Origin of the sequence: Mesorhizobium sp. M0496, assembly GCF_040321205.1 — a bacterium.
Classification (GTDB): domain Bacteria; phylum Pseudomonadota; class Alphaproteobacteria; order Rhizobiales; family Rhizobiaceae; genus Mesorhizobium.
The window spans coordinates 15,408-32,347 of record NZ_JAMYRC010000029.1 but is presented as its reverse complement, the minus strand read 5'-3'; the positions used below and the strand labels follow the sequence as shown (position 1 = coordinate 32,347).

Sequence of the window (16,940 nt, the reverse complement as noted above, 5' to 3'; positions counted from 1 at the left end):
AGCGGTGCGCGCAGCTTTTCGCTGCAGGCGCGCACCGCTGTCGAGGCGGCCATGGCCAGTCAAAGTTTCTCTAGAATGTGAATGTTCACAACCCATTCTGGAGAGACCGACCATGACCACTTTAGATTCTACACCCGCCGCTGCGGTGCTGGTAGCGATCGACATTGCCAAGGTGCGCAATGAAGTTCTGATCGAAGCACCAGGCCACAAGCTCCGGCGTCGTCTTTTGGTCCTCAACACCCGTGCTGAGCACGACCATCTGATAGAGGTGCTGCAGGCGTATGGCCGCCCTGTGGTCTGCGCCTTTGAGGCGACCGGGAACTATCACCGGCCGATAGAATGGCGCCTGGCTGAAGCGGGTTTTGAGGTGCGGCTGGTGTCGTCGCTGACGCTGGCCCGAAGCCGAGAAGCGTTGCACAACAGCTGGGACAAGAACGATCCAAAGGATGCAAAGGTGATCCTGCACATGCTCAGGATCCAGGCAACACAAGTCTACCATGATCCGCTGCGCGCCGGCATCAACGACGTGCAGGAGCTGTCGAAGACCCATGAAGCGATCGCCAGGGCCAAGACCGAGATCCAGCACCGCATCCTGACGCACTATCTGCCGCTGTATTTTCCCGAGATCGATCGTTTCCGGGAGAACAGCCGCAGCGACCGGTTCTTCGCCTTCCTCCATGCCTTTCCGACGCCAGCAGGCATCACGGCGCTGACAAAGGAGGAGTTTGTGACGGTAGCTTGGGATGTCGTCGGCCGCAAGGTCAGCAAGACACAGATTCCGATGGATATTTACGAGACGGCGCGCTCATGGATCGGACTGCTGCTGCCGCTTGATGCGCCTGCCATTCGCATGTTCCGGATGGTCATTGACGAGGTACGAGGCCTGATCCGGCAGCGCAATGAGATCGAAGCGCAAGCCGACGAGCTGTTGCGGCACAGCCAGGACTATCAGCTCCTACGCCAGATCCCCGGCATCGGGCCGATCAATGCGCTGACGATCATTGCCGAAGCCGGCGATCTTCGCCGTTTCGCTCATCATCGCCAGTTTCTGAAGTTCTGCGGGCTGGACCTCTCGACACAACAGTCAGGCCAATATCGCGGCCAGACCCGCCTTTCCAAATTCGGCAATGCTCGGCTGCGCCGTACCCTGTGGATCGCTGGACAAGTCGCCATCCGCCAGCGGGAGAACGGCTTCCGTCATAAGTTCGAACGCTACATCGCGCGGTGATATGGGCTGGTCGGCTCGATGCGAGCGTCAGGCTCTCCCAGTCTCCGGGAATGTCGCTGGCGAAGCGGCGCCTTGGGCCGTCGCTCATGCGGCGTCGAGGATAGTGAACAGGTTGCAGATCATTCGTGTTCGCCCACGGCCGGAAATGGTGTGATTGACCAATCGATTAAGTCGATGGCACGCTGAAGTATCGCCTTAGTCCGATCATGGCTGGGTGAAGTGGCGATCACATGTCCGATGCAGTCTCGGGCATCACCTTTCCTGACGATCGGGGTATTGGGTTCAGCATACATTCTGACCTCGGCGACACCTGAAATGGCAGCCGCCCGACCATCGCCATCGATCCGTTGGAGGATGCCATCGCGATCAGCAACCAGGAACCGCGCGGCCGCAGTGTGCGAATGCCTTATACGCAAATCACATTCGTCACCGATGGCAAGCTTAATGTGCTGGGTGGCGAGATCGACACCATAAGCCAGCTGAACTAGTCTAGTAGTGGGCCCACCTGCAAGGCGCGGATTTACCTCAATGACGACCGGGCCACGCTTCGTCCAGCGGAGTTCAATGTTCGTTGGCCCCCAGCCAAGGCCGAGAGCTCGCAAACAGCTCAGCGAAACATCGGCGATACTCTCACGCGCGTAGTCAGTCAGCTGGGCCGGAACGTTCCACTCACGATAGACGAAATGCGGTGGTGGGCCGTATTCAGCGGAGCCAATTGCGATGACCGCATTTCCCATTGTGTTCGCGCCATACTGGGGGCCTTGTGCGAATTCTTCAACCAGTATCCTCGGCGAAGACCGCCATATGTGTCCCCCGCCCAAAAGGTGGGTCGTATGTTCGGTCAATTCATCGACATCGCGGCACAATCGGACACCGCTGCTGCCGATGCCTACCGCTGGCTTAACAATCACCGGCAGGCCGATCTCCGCGGCAGAGCTTTTTGCGTCCGCCGCGTCCGTTGCCAAGCGATAAGCAGGTATTGAAACGCCGGCCTCCGCGAGGAGCTGACGTTGACTGAATTTGTCGCAGCATCGTTCAATGGATGCGGCGTTCGGTCCCGGCAGATCGAAATACCGGCAGAGCTTGCCAACTGTGGCATAGAACGAATCCCCGGCGCACGTAATGCCAGCAATGTCATAGCTCGCACCGAGCCGAGAACATTCGGAGATCAGCGCATCGAGATCGTCTGTATCGACACGGATTGCCTCAATGCTTTCCGCCGCAAGATAGTCGTACTGATCTGGATCAGACGACAGGATAATTGGATGAAGATTAAGCGCCCGGGCCGCTTGGACGTATAGCAGACTAGTCCTAACGAGGCCGTCAAGCAGGATGAGCACTCTTTTTGCCATTGGCGTTTACCTCCGTTGCGTGCTGCTGGCGGCCCGAGGATAAGTTGGCATCAGCTTTCCTAGCCGTGCCTGACCCCAGACGTTGTGGCGAAGGTAGCATCGTTAACCAGTTGCGGTTGCAAAGGTTCTGTAAATTTTATATGAACGATCTGTTGCAACGACTGAAGTACGACGCAAGACGATTCGGGACCCGAGGCCGGAAGTGTGTGTCAGGCGAGGATTTACTTTTTTTTAACGGTATCAAGATGCGGAGCGATACCCGACATTATAAGCACAAGTGCTTCACGCAGTGCTGTTTCTACGACACTTCGAGATCAAAAGCTTCAGGGCTCTTGTCGTGGCGAAGAGAGTCAGCGCGCTTTCACACTGCCAATTTAGACAACCAACTGCAACAACGCCTGGAAGGCTAGATCTTTGGCTCCCGAACCGCGTTTAGAATGCGGTCTCGCCACCAACAAGATACCTAGGAGGATTAGCCAGAGCACGGGCAGCAGCATATCGGTTCGGCTAGCTCGCCGCCGACAGCACCCGCGCCGCCGGGGGCGATTGCTTGTTTGTTGAGAACCGCGCCTGATCGCCTGATCGTCCCACCAGTCCGATCCTGTAGAAGTTTGCACTTGATCGGAATGCTCCCATCTGAGATTGGTCAGCACCGCTGACGGCCTCTGGCACGCGGTCGCATTTGAGAGCATGGGATAGCGCCGACCCACGATCGCGGGTGAAACAATCGCGCAGCAATAGACGAGGGCAGACCGGTGCCAAAGAGCTTCACCACGTTTGAACTGACCCGTAAGTTCGGCCTCGCGGGTCTAGCCGCCGTGCACCTCACGTAGCCGCCGCTATAGCCGACGTCCTTCAGTTCGCGGAAAGACCGGCTGCCGGTGAGCCCGGGATATCGCGTGACGCGTTCGCGAAGATAGGCTGTGAAGGGATCGATCACCGCCTGACGCGGCTTGCGCGGTCCATAGGCCGGAGCCTCAAGCCCGCGAGCAATGTATTTGCGCACCGTCTTGCGGTCGGTCCCGCTCTCCCTGTCGATCGCCGTACAGGCCCTGCCGATGCAAATCCAGTATCATCATCATCTCCCCGATCTTGGTCACCGAAACCCCTCTCCCGACCATCAGGAGAAGCATCAACGATCACGCGCCGCCGGTCTCCCGGAGCGCGCTCCGGAAGACCCGCGACAGCGCTAAACTGGGGAAGACTCAAACGGCACTTCTGGGGGTATTGAGCCGGCATCGACACACACCGGAAACAGCTGATGACCAGTGTGCTGCCGAGCTACCGCCCGTCGCGGGACGGCACCTCTGTGCCAGCCGTCCGGTTGAAGACATTCCTGTTCGGACCCCGACACAATGAGGTGTATGCCCTCCGCGTTGCGGCATGAAACGTGTGGTTTTGCCCCTCTTGCTCGCTCAGCTTTTCCGGTGGCACGCCGATTGCATGAAACACGGCGAAGATCGATTACGACCGTAGGCAACGCACTCTCCGACCGAGGAGGTCTACATGAAGCTTGCTCGAACAATCCAAATCAATCCGACAGACGCTGCACTGGGTGCGAACGCGGCAATTGAAGCTCTGCCGCGTCGGTCGCGGGTGCCGCTGTCATTCCCCCAGCAGCGGCTTTGGCTCCTGTCACATCTGAAGGGCGGCAGTTTGGCCGATCTCATCTATGTGGGGCTTCGGCTCCGCGGCGAGTTGGACGAGGCGGCCCTGCAATCGGCCTTGAACGGATTGGTGGCGCGTCATGAGGTGCTGCGCACCACCTTCGGGGTGGAAGGCGGCGAGCCGTTCCAAAGGATTGGACCGGCGGACATCGGCCTGCCGCTGAAACGATACGATCTGACGGCGGTAGCGGATGTGGAGGCGACCCTCGCGGAGCTCATGCGTTTTGAAGGGCAGGCGGTGTTCGACCTGGAAGCGGGGCCGCTGATCCGTACACGACTGGCGCGCTTGGCGGAGGACGATCATATACTGCTGATCATCATGCACCGCATGGTCTCGGACGGCCGGTCGCGGGAGATTCTGGTCTGCGAGCTTAGCGAGCTCTACGCCGCGGCCCGGGAAGGCCGCGCGGATCGGCTGAGGCCATTGCCGGTGCAGTATGCGGACTACGCGATTTGGCAGCGAGGTCGGCTGGCAAAGGAACTCCTGCAGCGGCAGTCGGAATACTGGCTCCGAATGCTGGACAGCACGCCAGAAGTGCTGGAGCTGCCGACAGACCGGCCGCGGCCGGCGCAGCGAGACTACAGTGGCAGTTATGTCGAGTTCGTGTTGGACGAGCGGCTGAGTGCACAGCTCAAGGAACTGAGCCAGCATCATGGGACGACGCTGTTCGTGACCCTGCTGGCGGGCTGGGCGCTGGTACTGGCGCGGCTGTCGGGTCGAAACGAGCTGGTGATCGGCACACCTCGCGCCAACCGCCCCCGCTCCGAGATCGAGGGGCTGATCGGCTGCTTCGTCAGGACCCTGGCGTTGCGCATTGATCTGTCGGGAGATCCGACACTGGAGACATTGCTAGAACGGGCGAATGCCGTCGCGCCTGGGGCGCAGGATGATCAGGACCTGCCATTTGAGCAGGCGGTGGAACTCATCGATCCGCCCCACAAACCGGAGGTTATATTTACATGGCAAAACAATCCTGGGGAGCCGGCCGAACTGCCGGGGCTCGAGCTTGAATATGTAGGCGTTGGCGATCGTGTCGCGCAACATGATCTCGTTCTTAACCTTTCCGAGGTTGGCGACGCGATCTGTGGAAGGCTGGTCTATCCGACGTCTCTGTTTGAGCGGAGCACGGTGAAGCGGTTTGTGAGCTATTTGCAGCAGGCGCTGAGCCAGATGGCGGCCGGTCCCGGGCAGCGAGTCTGGTCGGTACCGCTTCTGTTGGCGGAGGAGCGTCGATTTGCGATTGAATCAGACTCAGCGGAAGAAGCCTGTCTTCAGGAACGCTGGGTTCACGAACTGCTTGGGGCGCAGACGGAGCGGGATCCGAAAACGATCGCGGTCGTCTACAAGGACCAGAGCCTTAGCGATGGAGAGCTGAAGGCGCGGGCGACCGCTGCGGCGCCTCTCGTTTGCCCTCCTCAAGCACCACCCGCCAACTCGGCCCCGCGACCCGACACAACGGTGATGAATTTCATCGAGGGGCCGCGCGTCGTTACCGCGGGGGAACTGCAAGCCAGTAGCATCATGCGCTATCATGTCACAAAGTCTTATCGTGAGCAGATCACCAACAGCGGTTATTACGAACAGCTCAAGTACATCGTGGAGCCTTCATTCCAAGAGTTCGAAAGTCCCGGAACCCTGGACACGAGCGGCGAGCTAGTTAACACGGTCTTTCCCGGGTTTCAGCACAAGTACGCCCAGACCGGGTTGGTGATGGCAACGGACCGTTGCGCCTCATATTGCCGCTATTGCCTTCGCAAACGCCTTGTCGGAAAGGATTCCGATGAAATCGCAGCTGATTTCGCGCAAATTGGCCAATATATTCGCGGCCATCCCGAGATTACGAACGTGCTGATAACAGGGGGCGATCCGCTGGTACTCAGCACGGCCAAGCTCGACAAGATGCTTGATCATCTGCTGCCAATCCGACATCTGGATTCGATTCGATTCGGTACAAAAACACTAGCCTATCAGCCCAAACGGTTCGAGGATCCCGCGTTACCGGCTTTGTTCAAACGGATCGATGAAGCGTGTAAAGCCGCTGTGATCGTCACGCACTTCGACCACATTGGCGAAATCTCGGTTGAGGCGGAGCACAAGATTCGCTCCTTGCGCGCACAGGGCGTGCAGTTCCTGAACCAAACCGTGCTTCTCGCGAAAGTCAACGATGATCCTGAGATCTTGGCTGCCACATTCGCCAAATGTCACCAAATGGGTATCCGCCCGTACTATCTCTTTCAGGCCAGACCGGTGAAAGGCGCTTCCCATTTTCAGGTTTCACTGCGGCGCGGAATAGAGATTGCTCGCGGCATCAACCAACGCCTCAGCGGCATCCAAAAAACCTTCAAATACATCATGTCCCATCACACAGGAAAGATCGAAGTCCTCGACCTTGGAGCCGATGGCCGTATCTACATGCGGTATCATCAAAACAAGAGTCCCGAAAAGATCGGAAAGATCTTTTCCCGGCCGCACCTTGAGGGCGCCTGCTGGTTGGACGATCTGCCCGAAGGATGAGATCCAAAGGCGCCCATGAAATACGGCGTGCTCTAGGCTCCCACGGCCGCAACAATCTCTCCAAGGCCGGTGTCCGTAAACTCAACCAAGAACAGGTTCTATCGCTCTACCCGCCGGCACCTGATCACCATGGAGAACGCTATGTTTCCCAATAGTATAGATTCGCATCTCTCCCAGTTGGAAAAAATAAATCCGGTGGCCTTCAAGGCTATCGAGCCCAAAATCGCTAGAGAGTCATTCGACTGCCTTGCCAAACTGTCGCGCAACGAGTTCACCCCGGAAGGGCGTGGTTCGGATTACCTCGACAGCATCCAACTGTCCCTGCTGGCACGATCGGAGGGTGTGATGGATCTACTGGGAAAAATGCACCCCAATGGTCGCGACGGACTGTGTTCATCACTGATCTTCTGCGATCTTCTCGCCGGTGACGGCTACGTGAACAAGGTAGCGCACCAACTCTTGGGTGAGGCGCGCTGCCCAAGTTTCATCAACTCTGACGTCTCACAGTTCATGGTGGACCGTTGCATCCGAGATGGCCTGTTTGCGACCTGGCAGGGCGCGACCGATCCGTTCTGGATAAAAGATGGATCGGTGGATGGTGTGCTGATGGCTTACGGCACGCACCACATCCCGCGCGCTGAGCGCGCCACTGCTGTCCGGGCGGCTGCACGAATTCTCCGGCCCGGTGGCATCTTTGTTCTTCATGACTTTGAAGAGGGCTCCCCCACTGCTCGCTGGTTCGCTGACGTGGTGTCAACTCATTCCGTGACCCCGCATGACTATCCTCATTTTACCGCAGGCGAGGTGCTCGATCTGTTCGCTGCTGCGCAGTTCGATGACGTGACTGTCCAGCGAATCACAGACCCATTCGTCTTCCACGGAGAAGACGAAGAGAGCGCTCTCCAACTGTTAGCCGAATACGTCGTGAAGATGTATGGGCTAGAGAAGCTCCGGAGCCACACGCAGCGCGTGCTCGCGCTCCTTGATGAGTATTTCGGGCTCGTCGTGACACAAACCTCTCACAGTGACTTCGAAGCGCGTATAGTGCGCAACGCCTTGGTAGGCAGCGGGCGACGGGTTTGAAACACAATTCGTCGGCCCATCAAGGGCCGACTTCTGCTTCCCTGCCTAGTCGTAGCCGTCTGCTTTGAATTCGACTACCATCCGATTATCGTTTTGGTTGCATACCTAACTGTAAGTGCCGGCGTTCGACGGACATGCGAAGAAGCCTCTCGCTTGGTGGGATGTCTGCATGTCAGGGGAATGCGGATCCGAAATACCGCGCGTGAGCGACATCCAGGATGCGATTGACCAAGCCTGAGAAGCTGTATCCGGCGGTCATCGCGGCTAAGGTGTAAGCGTTGCCCGTATCAAACCCCGGCATGGTATTGATCTCCAGGACAAGCGGCTGGCCGGAGCGGTCGATCCGGAAGTCGATGCGAGCGTAATCACGGCATTGGCAGGCACGGAAAGTCGCAACCGAAATATCTCGCAGCACCGTCGCAAGGCTGCTTCCGATCTGAGCCGGGCAAATCTTCGGCGGCGGCGCGACCGCCATGTGCTTCGCTTCCCAAGTCACAAGACGGGTTTCGCAATCGCCGAAGTCCTGCTCCACCAGAGGCAACACTTCAAGCTCTCCGTTTCCCAGCAGCGCGACGCAGATTTCTCTCCCTTCGATGTACTCTTCCACGAGCGCATCCTGCGCATACTGCGTGACGATCACTTCTACAGCGTGCCTTAACTGAGCGGGCTCATGTACGAGTTGCACTCCGCAGCTGTCGGATTCGTGGCGCGGCTTCACTACCAATGGGAATTGCAGGTCGCCAGTACTCTGCGTGCCGCGACGCATAACGCGAAAGTTCGGCGTCGGCATCCCACGATCGCGGATGAGACTCTTGGTGATAACCTTGTCGAGCGCCAGCCCATGCCCGAGCGGGCCGGATCCGGTGTACGGTACGCCAGCCATCTCGAGCATGGCCGGAACGTGGGTGAGACGGCTCTCGCCCTGAATTCCGTATGCCAGGTTGAAAACGATTCCCGAGGGGCAGGTTTGGGAAGGCATGAACCGCTCAAGCGTAGCAAGCAGCCCTTTATCGCCTTCGCACAGCAGCGTCTCGTGCCCGCCCTCTTGCAGTGCCGCCGCCAGGCGGTTGCCTGCATCGCGGCCGAATTTCTCGGGACAAGGCTGACCAAGCCGGTTGATCACACCCGTGTTTTCATCATTCCGCACAATAGCTATTCGCATGTGCTTACTCCTTGGATGTTTGCTCCGCTGTCATCTTCATTCGTTCGGATTTGATCGACCGAAGACAACACTCGTCTGGCGCCGCGTGCCCCGCCGGTATCGGTTGGCCAAGCGGCGAGCGAGCTTGGGCCGGACCTCCTCGGTCGGAGCATGCGACACCGCTATGGGAATGGGTCCTGCACCGTGTCCAAGCAATCGGCGTGCCACCGAGGAGGTTGTGCGAGCAGAGGGGCGATCCACGTGTTTTACGCCGCGACAGCGGAATGCTGCGCGTCATTGTGTCGGGTTCCGTTTCCGATAGACCACGCCCGGCCGCAACCAATGACCCTCGCCGAATGTCCGGTTTTTGTAGTCGCCCGTTGGATCGTAGATCATGCCGATCTTCTGCATGACCCTTTGGCTCGGCGCGTTCTCCCTCGCCGTGCAGGCAGCGACCTCAGGCAGACCGATTGACCAAGCGTAGTCAAGCCATGCCCGCGCGCCTTCCGGCGCGAGTCCTTTGCCCCAATGCTCCTTTGCGAGCACCCATCCGATTTCGACGCGCGGATGGTTGGGAATTGCCGCCTGCACCGTCTCCGAGAGGACGCCAAGCCCTATCAGACCAACAAGCTCGCCGCTGCATTTCAGCTCCGCCGCCTGATAGTGAAACCCGTTGGTCCGGGCGCGCTCGATCGCAAGGTCAATCCTGACATTCGCGTCCTCGACCGTCAGCACTTTGGGAGAGAACCGTCTGACATGCGCATCACCGTAAATTCTTGCCATTGGGCCCCGGTCTTTGTCCTCCCAGGGACGTAATATTAGACGTTCGGTCGTCAGCCTCATCGGTACAACTCATCGATATTTCGAGATGGATGTCGGCAAGCTTGTCCAACCTCAATTTCACTTGACGACGGCTTTCATGCGGGCTCGACCGAACCTTTCCACGAGCTGAGAACAGAGGACGTCCTCCGCCCGCCCGCCTGTGTTTCTTCCGTCCCATCAATACATCAAGCTCGGCGCCCATCGCCTTTACGGGACTCCCCCTGCTGGTGGCCGCCAATTCTTCCTGTTCGCCAGGTCCGGGAATGGTGAGATCGACCAATCGATTGAGTCGACGGCACGCTGAAGTATTGCCTCTGTCCCAGCACGGCTGGGTGAAACTGCGATGACATATCCGATCCAATCGCGGAAATCGCCGTTCCTGACGATCGGCATGTTGGGTTTGGCATACAATTTAACCTCGACGACACCTGGCATAGCAGCCGCCCTACGCGCACCATCGATCCAATCGAGGATGCCATCCCGATCAGGAACCAGGATCCGCGCGGCCGCAGTCTGCGATTGCTTTGTTCGCAAATCCCATTCGTCGCCGATGACGAGCTTGATGTGCTCGGTGACGAGATCGACACCGCAAGCCAGCTGAACCAGTTGAGGAGTAGGCACGCCACCAAGGCGCGGATTGACCTCAATGACGACGGGGCCACGCTTCGTCCATCGGAATTCGATGTTCATGGGCCCCCAGCCAACGCCGAGAGCTCGCATACAACCAAGCGCAATACCGACGATACGCGAATGCTCCTCATCAGTAAACGTCTCCGGGAACGTGAACTGACGAAGCACAAAATGCGGTGGGGGACCGAAGTCAGCGGCGGCAATCCCAATGACCTCATTTCCCATGGTTTCAATGCTATACTGGGGGCCTTGTGCGAATTCTTCGACCAATATCCTCGGCGAAGACCGCCATTTGTGCTTCCCGCCCAACAGATAGGTCGTATGTTCGGCCACCTCATCTGCGTTGCGGCACAATCGGACACCTTTGCTGCCTGCGCCCACGGCTGGCTTAAGAACCACCGGCAGGCCGAATTCCGCGGCAGCGCTTTCCACCTCCGCCGCATTTGCGGCGACGCGAAAAGCAGGTACTGGAACGCCGGCATCCGCGAGGAGCTGACGTTGAGCGGGTTTGTCGCAGCATCGTTCAATCGATTCGGGATTCGGTCCCGGTAGATCGAAATGCCGGCAAAGCTTGCCAACGGTTGCGTAGTAATCCTCCAGGGACGACGTGATGCCAGCAATGTCACAAGTAGCCCCTAAATGGGAACATTCGCGGATCAGCGCGTCGAGATTGGCGGTATCGACACAGATTGCCTCATAGTCGTACTGAGATGGATCAGCCGATAGGGTAATTGGATGAAGACCAAGACGCCGGGCCGCTTGGACGTATAGAAGACCAGTACCCGTCGTATCGCCTTCGACCAGGATGAGCGCTCTGCTTGCCATTGGCGGGGTCTCCGTTACGTTCTGTGCGGCGGTTGAGCCTAAACAGGCCTCAAACTTTCAGTTGGGCTCAAAGCTTTGCAGATAAGCTATCATTGCCAGTGGTCGGCGGTCGTAAAGGTTCTGTAAATTTAGTTGAAGGATCTGTTGCGACGTTGAACCGCCTAGTGTGGGGCGGGTTCTAATGGTCGTCGCAACACCGCGTCAGCGCTCTGCAGGCGTTTTCCAGTCGAGCCCGTTCTCGGGCGGGGATTGAGGGCTGCTACCACTGGAAGGCCCCCATCCACCGGACCTCCAGTTCGCCTATGAGGGATTGATACAGCTGGCAAGATGGCGATGGCTCAGTTCGTGGCAAACTGATCGCGGCCCGATCCCGCGCATCTCCGTCCACAAACCTTGTGTCCTAAGCTGGACAAGAATGTCGGAAACCTGACGAAACCGTCACCAGGGCCGGCCATCGGTACGGGTGAGTGGATGCATGCTGCCAGAACGCCCCAATCGGCACGCAACTTGCGGGGGTTAAGGCCGACGGCCGCAATCCGACACTCGGCCAGTGGTGACACGTAATAGAAAGTCGTGCGGTTCGCGATCGCCAATCCTATTGGAGTGCTAATTGGTTCGCCGCTATTATGATCTCCCGTCCTTGACTGCCCTTGAGATATTCGAGGCATCGGCACGCCATCTCTCGTTCAAGCTTGCGGCTTCCGAGCTAGAATTGACATCGGAAGAGATCCGTCGGCAGATCAAAGCCATTGAGGGGGAGCTTGGCGTTCGGCTGATTGAGGGGTCAGGAGCTGACGTCGTGCTTACCAGCACTGGCGAAGACCTCTATAGGTTGCTGGCAAGCAGCTTTTTACGGGCGTCGGAAGTCTTGAGGATCATGAAACGCCGCGATTGGACCCGGTAGGTCACGATTGGCTCCGCCGATGCTTTCCCGTCGATGTGGCTGATAACCCATATGCGCGTTGCCGTGGGCTGGCATCACGGGCCCGCGATGGCGTTTGCTTTCAATGCTGAGTGCCGTGCCCCAGCATTAGCGAGTCCGCAAGTCCACATCCAGGGGGCAGAAAGCGCTGGAACTGGCCAGACGCTGTGAAGGCGCGGATCGCGAGGGAGGGCTTTGATTTGGGCGTCGCGTGGGCGGAGGCGGCTGCCGTCATAGAATTCTGGCGCAGCAACTGACTGTTTGCGCGCGGTGCGGGGGGGCACGGAACGAGGAAGGCTCTGGCCTTGTTCCATTTTTGTGGCGGGATGACGCCCGCCCGAGCCGCCATACTGGCAATGGTAAAGCTGGAACCGTGATAGCGCGCTGTTGAATCCTCGAGAACACGGCGCGCATTGTGGTGCGTTCGAACAGGCTGGTGGCAGGGTTCTCCTCAACCTCGACGTTCGTCCGGCTTCGATTGCACGATGTTCAGGGAGAGGGCCGCAGCGGTATGTTCGTCGCGTTCTGCGATCACGACGAACTCGCGCGATGCTTGAGAGTTGGTATTATTGCCCATTCGCGATTGATCTATGTCTAAAAAATGTTAGACGCGCAATGGTTTTTAACGAAGATACAGGGAGCAGAGGCAACAAGGGAGGCGCCCGGGCGATGGCATCGATCAGTCTTGAGGGGCTTTCGAAGCAATACGGCCAGTTCCGCGCGCTGGAGCGGCTCGACTTCGTGGCCCAGCAGGGCGAGTTCGTCACCATTCTCGGACCCAGCGGGTCGGGAAAAACGACGGTCCTCTCGCTGATTGCCGGCCTGACGGAGCCAACCACCGGTCGTATCGTCCTCGGTGGGCGCGACGTTACGGCAACCCGACCGGCGCAACGCAATATCGGGCTGGTGTTCCAAAGCTACGCGTTGTTTCCGCATATGTCAGTGTTCGATAACGTAGCTTTTCCGTTGAAGGTCCGGGGCGTGACGGCAGAGGATGCGCGGCGGCGGGTGGGCGATGCGCTGGACCTGGTGCGACTACGCGGTTTCGAAGCCCGGCGCCCTACCCAGCTTTCCGGCGGCCAGCAGCAGCGCGTTGCGTTTGCGCGGGCCATCGTGTTTCAGCCCGATATCCTGCTGCTCGATGAACCGCTTGCGGCTCTGGACCGAATGCTGCGCGAGCAGTTGCAAGTTGAGCTGAAACAATTGCAGCGCAAACTCGGAATTACCACGATCCTGGTCACCCACGATCAGGAGGAAGCGCTTTCCCTCTCGGATCGCGTGCTGGTCCTGGCCGACGGCGCGGTTCAGCAGATCGCCGAGCCCCTGGAAGCCTATACCCGACCCGCCAACCGGTTTGTCGCAGGCTTTCTCGGCACTACCAATTGCCTTGACGGCGAAGCGATCCGGCACGGTGCCGGGAATTGGGTCGTCCGGCTCCGCTCCGGCGAGGAATTGCCCTACCGCGCTTCGGACGAGCCGTCCGGTTCGCTGGTTACCATCAGCATACGGCCTGAACATGTTCGCGTGCTCGGGCCGAATTCGGAGCGGGGTGTCCCCGCGACCGTCATCGAATCCGTCTATCTCGGACAGACCGTTCGTTATCATGTCGAGACAGTGCGCGGCACACCATTGATCGCCGCTTGCATGCAAACGGGGCGGCCATATCCGCCTGGGGCATCCGTTCGCCTCGATTGGGATGCCGAAGCCGTGTGGCTCATTCCCGATGGCGCCGCGGTACGTAGTGAGCGCCCCGTATTACTACCAGTCTAAGTTAACATAACAAAAAGTCTGAGAGGAACTTGACCATGAAAATGAAAAGGACGCTTTCCGCGTTCGCATTGCTTGCGGGGGCAACAGTCTTTGCTGGTGCTTCCTTCGACGCCAAGGCGGATGATGCGGTAACTGAACTCCGCATGGTCGAAGCCGGCGGTCAATCCGGTGACTCGATCCAGAAAGGCTACATCGAGCCGTTCACGCAAAAGACTGGCGTAAAGGTGGTCCGCGAGAACCCGAACGGGATCGGAAAGCTGCAGGCGATGGTCGCGTCCGGCAGCATCTCGGCAGTGCTTTTCGAGCTCGTTGGCACTGAGGTCCAGCAGGCCAAGGCTTTGAACCTGATTGAGCCGCTCGATTGGGGTGCGATCGCTCCCTTGCCGATGTTTCCCGAGGCGCGCGATGATTACGCACTGGGATATGAGTATTATTCAACAATCATGACGTGGCGTAAGGACGCCAAGGCGCCAAAGACCTTGGCCGATTTCTGGAATGTCAAAGATTTCCCGGGTAAGCGCGCCCTCCCGGACATTGCATTTTATGCTATTCCGATGGCCTTGTTGGCCGACGGCGTTAAGCCTGAACAGCTCTATCCACTCGATCTTGACCGAGCCTTCAAGAGTTTGAAAAAGCTTAGCCCCGAGGTTGCCGTCTGGTGGTCCACCGGTGCCCAGCCGCCCCAACTCCTGAATGACAATGAAGTTCAGTATGCTATCGCATGGTCAGGGCGGGTCACCACCGAGCCGAAGCTGGACTACTCATTCAACCAAGGTCTGATCGATCTCAGCTTCTTCGCCGTCCCGCGCGGCGCCAACCCGGCGCAAAAGGCTGCCGCGATGAAGCTGCTGCACGAGATGACTATGCCGGAGAATCAGGCTGTGGCGGCGACCGTCATTTCGTATACCGGAACCAGCCCGGATCTTAGTGCCCTCTTGCCAAAGGATAAGATCGGTCAGTTCCCGACCGCGAAGCAGAACAAGGATGTCCAGGTCGGTTACGACTACAAATGGTGGGTCGATCACGGCAAGGAAGTCGAAGAGCGCTGGCAGGAATTCAAGTTGGGACTTTGAAAGTATATTGAGTCCTCTGGTTCGCTGCCTGGAAGTGAATAGGGCAGCGAGCCGGAATTAAAACAGCTGGCGGAATTAGGACATGGGACGTACCGGGCTCAATCGCAACGGCTTTGCATACGTGCTTCCGTTAGCTGTGATCATGTTGGTCGCATTCGACGTTCCGATTTTGCTAATGTTGCGTACCAGCTTCGCGCCCTCATGGACGCTGGCAAACTACCAACACCTGATTGAGCAAGAGGTTTATCTCAAAGTCCTGCTGAACACCTTCAAGGTGGCCGCAATTACCACCTTTTGCTCCGCTTTGCTTGGATATCCAGTTGCCTATTGGATGACCCGGCTATCGCCAACTGGGCGGTTGGTCGCGATGGCTTTCGTAGTCATACCCTTCTGGGTCAGCGTCCTGGTGCGGAGTTATGCTTGGATCGTACTCCTCGGAAATGCTGGCATCGTCAATCGGGCGCTGCTGTCTCTGGGTGTTATAGATCAACCAATCGCTCTGATGTACAACGAACTCGGGGTGATCATCGGCATGACGAACATTCTCATCCCGTTCATGGTCCTACCCCTCTATGCCGCGATGACGAAGCTCGACCGACGCCTGCTGCAGGCCGCAGCGACCTTAGGCGGATCGGACGTCCAGACATTCTGGATGGTTTTCTTTCCCTTGACTCTGCCAGCTCTTGCCGCGAGCACTCTCCTGGTCTTCATCTCAGCAATCGGGTTCTACATCACTCCGGCACTCCTTGGCGGCGGGCGCGTCTCAATGATAGCAAATGTCCTCGACGTCTTGATCAATAAGATGCCGAGCTGGGAACTTGCCGCAGCAATTTCTACCGTATTACTTGCGGCCAGCCTCGCTCTCTACGCGCTTTATCGCCGCGTCGCGCCGCATTCGGGCATGTGAGGAGCATCATGAGCAATCGACAAGGCCGAAACGACCGCCACGACATGCCGATCACCCCGAGTGCATTTGAGGCTGTGCCGATCGTGGTGCACCAGCGCAAGATTGCCCTCGACCGCGTGATCTTGGGTGCGGCGGCGGTCTCAATCCTCCTTTTCCTGTCTCTGCCGATCCTTGTTGTCGTGCCAATGTCGTTCTCGAGCGCGAGCGCACTCCAATTTCCACCACCTGGATTATCGCTTCGCTGGTATGCAGCATTCTTCACGGATCCACGCTGGATCGACGATCTATGGACCTCGCTAGAAGTGGCGGTTGCTGCAAGCACTCTGGCGCTACTGCTTGGAGGCTCGGCCGCATACGGCCTGGTGCGTGGGAGGTTTGCCGGACGGCTGGTTATCGAGGCTAATTTCATCGTGCCGATCGTGATTCCATCCATCATCACCGCGCTGGCGCTATATCTTGTGTTCGCGCGTACCGGTCTGCTGGGAACCTTGCCGGCGCTTATCATCGGCCACATGGTCCTTGGGGTTCCGGTAGTAGTCCTCGTGATGACCGTCGCCTTCCGGAGTTTCGACGTCAGATTAGAGCAAGTGGCCTTCACCTTAGGGGCTTCTACGCGAGTTATGCTGTGGCGAGTCCTGCTTCCTAACGTTCTTCCCAGTATCGGAGCCGCCTGGATCTTCGCTTTTATCACCAGCTTCGACGAGGTCATCGTCACGACCTTCATCTCAGGAACCTATGAAACCGTTCCGAAGCGGATGTTTAATGAGCTGGCACTCCAGATCAATCCGACGATCACGGCCATCGCCTCTTTGCTTACCGGAATCAGTATTTTTCTGCTCGTGGTATCGGCCCTGCTGATGAGGTTCGGAGAGCGGGCTAAATCGGGATCTGACTAGCTCGAATCTAGAGGGATGGCTGAACCAGCGGACTTTATCCATGCATGGACGTGAATGAGTGAGGGTCTGTCATGCGTCTGGCGAAGAGGCGCCGCTTGGTCGGGGGTTC

General features: G+C 58.2%; 11 protein-coding genes and 2 pseudogenes. 9 read left to right on the top strand and 4 right to left on the bottom strand.

From position 1 onward, the window contains the following. Positions 1-112: 112 nt before the first annotated feature. Positions 113-1,225, top strand: a pseudogene (locus tag NKI73_RS22325) (IS110 family RNA-guided transposase); the annotation flags it as partial. Positions 1,226-1,347: 122 nt separating this feature from the next. On the opposite strand, the gene NKI73_RS22320 reads toward NKI73_RS22325, so the two are convergent. Continuing rightward, positions 1,348-2,580, bottom strand: coding sequence for an ATP-grasp domain-containing protein (locus NKI73_RS22320; RefSeq protein WP_352633023.1), 1,233 nt, complete (start codon positions 2,578-2,580; stop codon positions 1,348-1,350). 1,506 nt (positions 2,581-4,086) lie between these two features. On the opposite strand from NKI73_RS22320, the pseudogene NKI73_RS33695 reads away from it, so the two are divergent. The 3 genes and pseudogenes from NKI73_RS33695 to NKI73_RS22305 form a co-directional block, all read left to right on the top strand. Beyond that, positions 4,087-5,469 (top strand): annotated as a pseudogene (locus NKI73_RS33695) (condensation domain-containing protein); the annotation flags it as partial. A 240-nt stretch (positions 5,470-5,709) separates the two neighbouring features. After that, positions 5,710-6,762, top strand: coding sequence for a lysine 2,3-aminomutase (locus tag NKI73_RS33690; protein ID WP_031240974.1), 1,053 nt, complete (start codon positions 5,710-5,712; stop codon positions 6,760-6,762). 141 nt (positions 6,763-6,903) lie between these two features. After that, the gene (locus NKI73_RS22305; protein ID WP_023783289.1) at positions 6,904-7,845 is read left to right on the top strand and encodes a methyltransferase domain-containing protein; all 942 of its coding nucleotides are present in this window, start codon (positions 6,904-6,906) and stop codon (positions 7,843-7,845) included. A 172-nt stretch (positions 7,846-8,017) separates the two neighbouring features. Here NKI73_RS22305 and NKI73_RS22300 read toward each other — a convergent pair whose 3' ends face one another. From NKI73_RS22300 to NKI73_RS22290, 3 genes are all read right to left on the bottom strand, one after another. Beyond that, the gene (locus NKI73_RS22300) at positions 8,018-9,007 is read right to left on the bottom strand and encodes a D-alanine--D-alanine ligase family protein (RefSeq protein WP_023783290.1); all 990 of its coding nucleotides are present in this window, start codon (positions 9,005-9,007) and stop codon (positions 8,018-8,020) included. Between the two features lie 273 nt (positions 9,008-9,280). Beyond that, the gene (locus NKI73_RS22295) at positions 9,281-9,829 is read right to left on the bottom strand and encodes a GNAT family N-acetyltransferase (protein WP_352633021.1); all 549 of its coding nucleotides are present in this window, start codon (positions 9,827-9,829) and stop codon (positions 9,281-9,283) included. Between the two features lie 186 nt (positions 9,830-10,015). Continuing rightward, on the bottom strand, positions 10,016-11,263 hold the full coding sequence (locus tag NKI73_RS22290; protein ID WP_352633020.1) for an ATP-grasp domain-containing protein: 1,248 nt from the start codon (positions 11,261-11,263) through the stop codon (positions 10,016-10,018). A 610-nt stretch (positions 11,264-11,873) separates the two neighbouring features. Between NKI73_RS22290 and NKI73_RS22285 the strand changes: the two genes are divergently transcribed. The 5 genes from NKI73_RS22285 to NKI73_RS22265 all read left to right on the top strand — a co-directional run bounded on the left by NKI73_RS22285 (position 11,874) and on the right by NKI73_RS22265 (position 16,831). Then, on the top strand, positions 11,874-12,167 hold the full coding sequence (locus NKI73_RS22285; protein ID WP_023783293.1) for a LysR family transcriptional regulator: 294 nt from the start codon (positions 11,874-11,876) through the stop codon (positions 12,165-12,167). 687 nt (positions 12,168-12,854) lie between these two features. Continuing rightward, complete coding sequence (locus NKI73_RS22280; protein WP_023783294.1) at positions 12,855-13,955, top strand: ABC transporter ATP-binding protein; 1,101 nt, start codon at positions 12,855-12,857, stop codon at positions 13,953-13,955. A 35-nt stretch (positions 13,956-13,990) separates the two neighbouring features. Continuing rightward, complete coding sequence (locus NKI73_RS22275) at positions 13,991-15,028, top strand: extracellular solute-binding protein (RefSeq protein ID WP_023783295.1); 1,038 nt, start codon at positions 13,991-13,993, stop codon at positions 15,026-15,028. Positions 15,029-15,110: 82 nt separating this feature from the next. Beyond that, complete coding sequence (locus tag NKI73_RS22270) at positions 15,111-15,935, top strand: ABC transporter permease (RefSeq protein WP_352633019.1); 825 nt, start codon at positions 15,111-15,113, stop codon at positions 15,933-15,935. 8 nt (positions 15,936-15,943) lie between these two features. Next, complete coding sequence (locus NKI73_RS22265; protein ID WP_023775621.1) at positions 15,944-16,831, top strand: ABC transporter permease; 888 nt, start codon at positions 15,944-15,946, stop codon at positions 16,829-16,831. The last annotated feature ends 109 nt before the right edge of the window (positions 16,832-16,940 follow it).

Excerpts from the sequence above, each read along its gene's own strand:
- NKI73_RS22320 (WP_352633023.1), bottom strand. The coding sequence starts at position 2,580 with ATGGCAAAAAGAGTGCTCATCCTGCTTGACGGCCTCGTTAGGACTAGT.
- NKI73_RS33690 (WP_031240974.1), top strand. The coding sequence starts at position 5,710 with ATGAATTTCATCGAGGGGCCGCGCGTCGTTACCGCGGGGGAACTGCAA.
- NKI73_RS22305 (WP_023783289.1), top strand. The coding sequence starts at position 6,904 with ATGTTTCCCAATAGTATAGATTCGCATCTCTCCCAGTTGGAAAAAATA.
- NKI73_RS22300 (WP_023783290.1), bottom strand. The coding sequence starts at position 9,007 with ATGCGAATAGCTATTGTGCGGAATGATGAAAACACGGGTGTGATCAAC.
- NKI73_RS22295 (WP_352633021.1), bottom strand. The coding sequence starts at position 9,829 with ATGAGGCTGACGACCGAACGTCTAATATTACGTCCCTGGGAGGACAAA.
- NKI73_RS22290 (WP_352633020.1), bottom strand. The coding sequence starts at position 11,263 with ATGGCAAGCAGAGCGCTCATCCTGGTCGAAGGCGATACGACGGGTACT.
- NKI73_RS22280 (WP_023783294.1), top strand. The coding sequence starts at position 12,855 with ATGGCATCGATCAGTCTTGAGGGGCTTTCGAAGCAATACGGCCAGTTC.
- NKI73_RS22275 (WP_023783295.1), top strand. The coding sequence starts at position 13,991 with ATGAAAATGAAAAGGACGCTTTCCGCGTTCGCATTGCTTGCGGGGGCA.
- NKI73_RS22270 (WP_352633019.1), top strand. The coding sequence starts at position 15,111 with ATGGGACGTACCGGGCTCAATCGCAACGGCTTTGCATACGTGCTTCCG.
- NKI73_RS22265 (WP_023775621.1), top strand. The coding sequence starts at position 15,944 with ATGAGCAATCGACAAGGCCGAAACGACCGCCACGACATGCCGATCACC.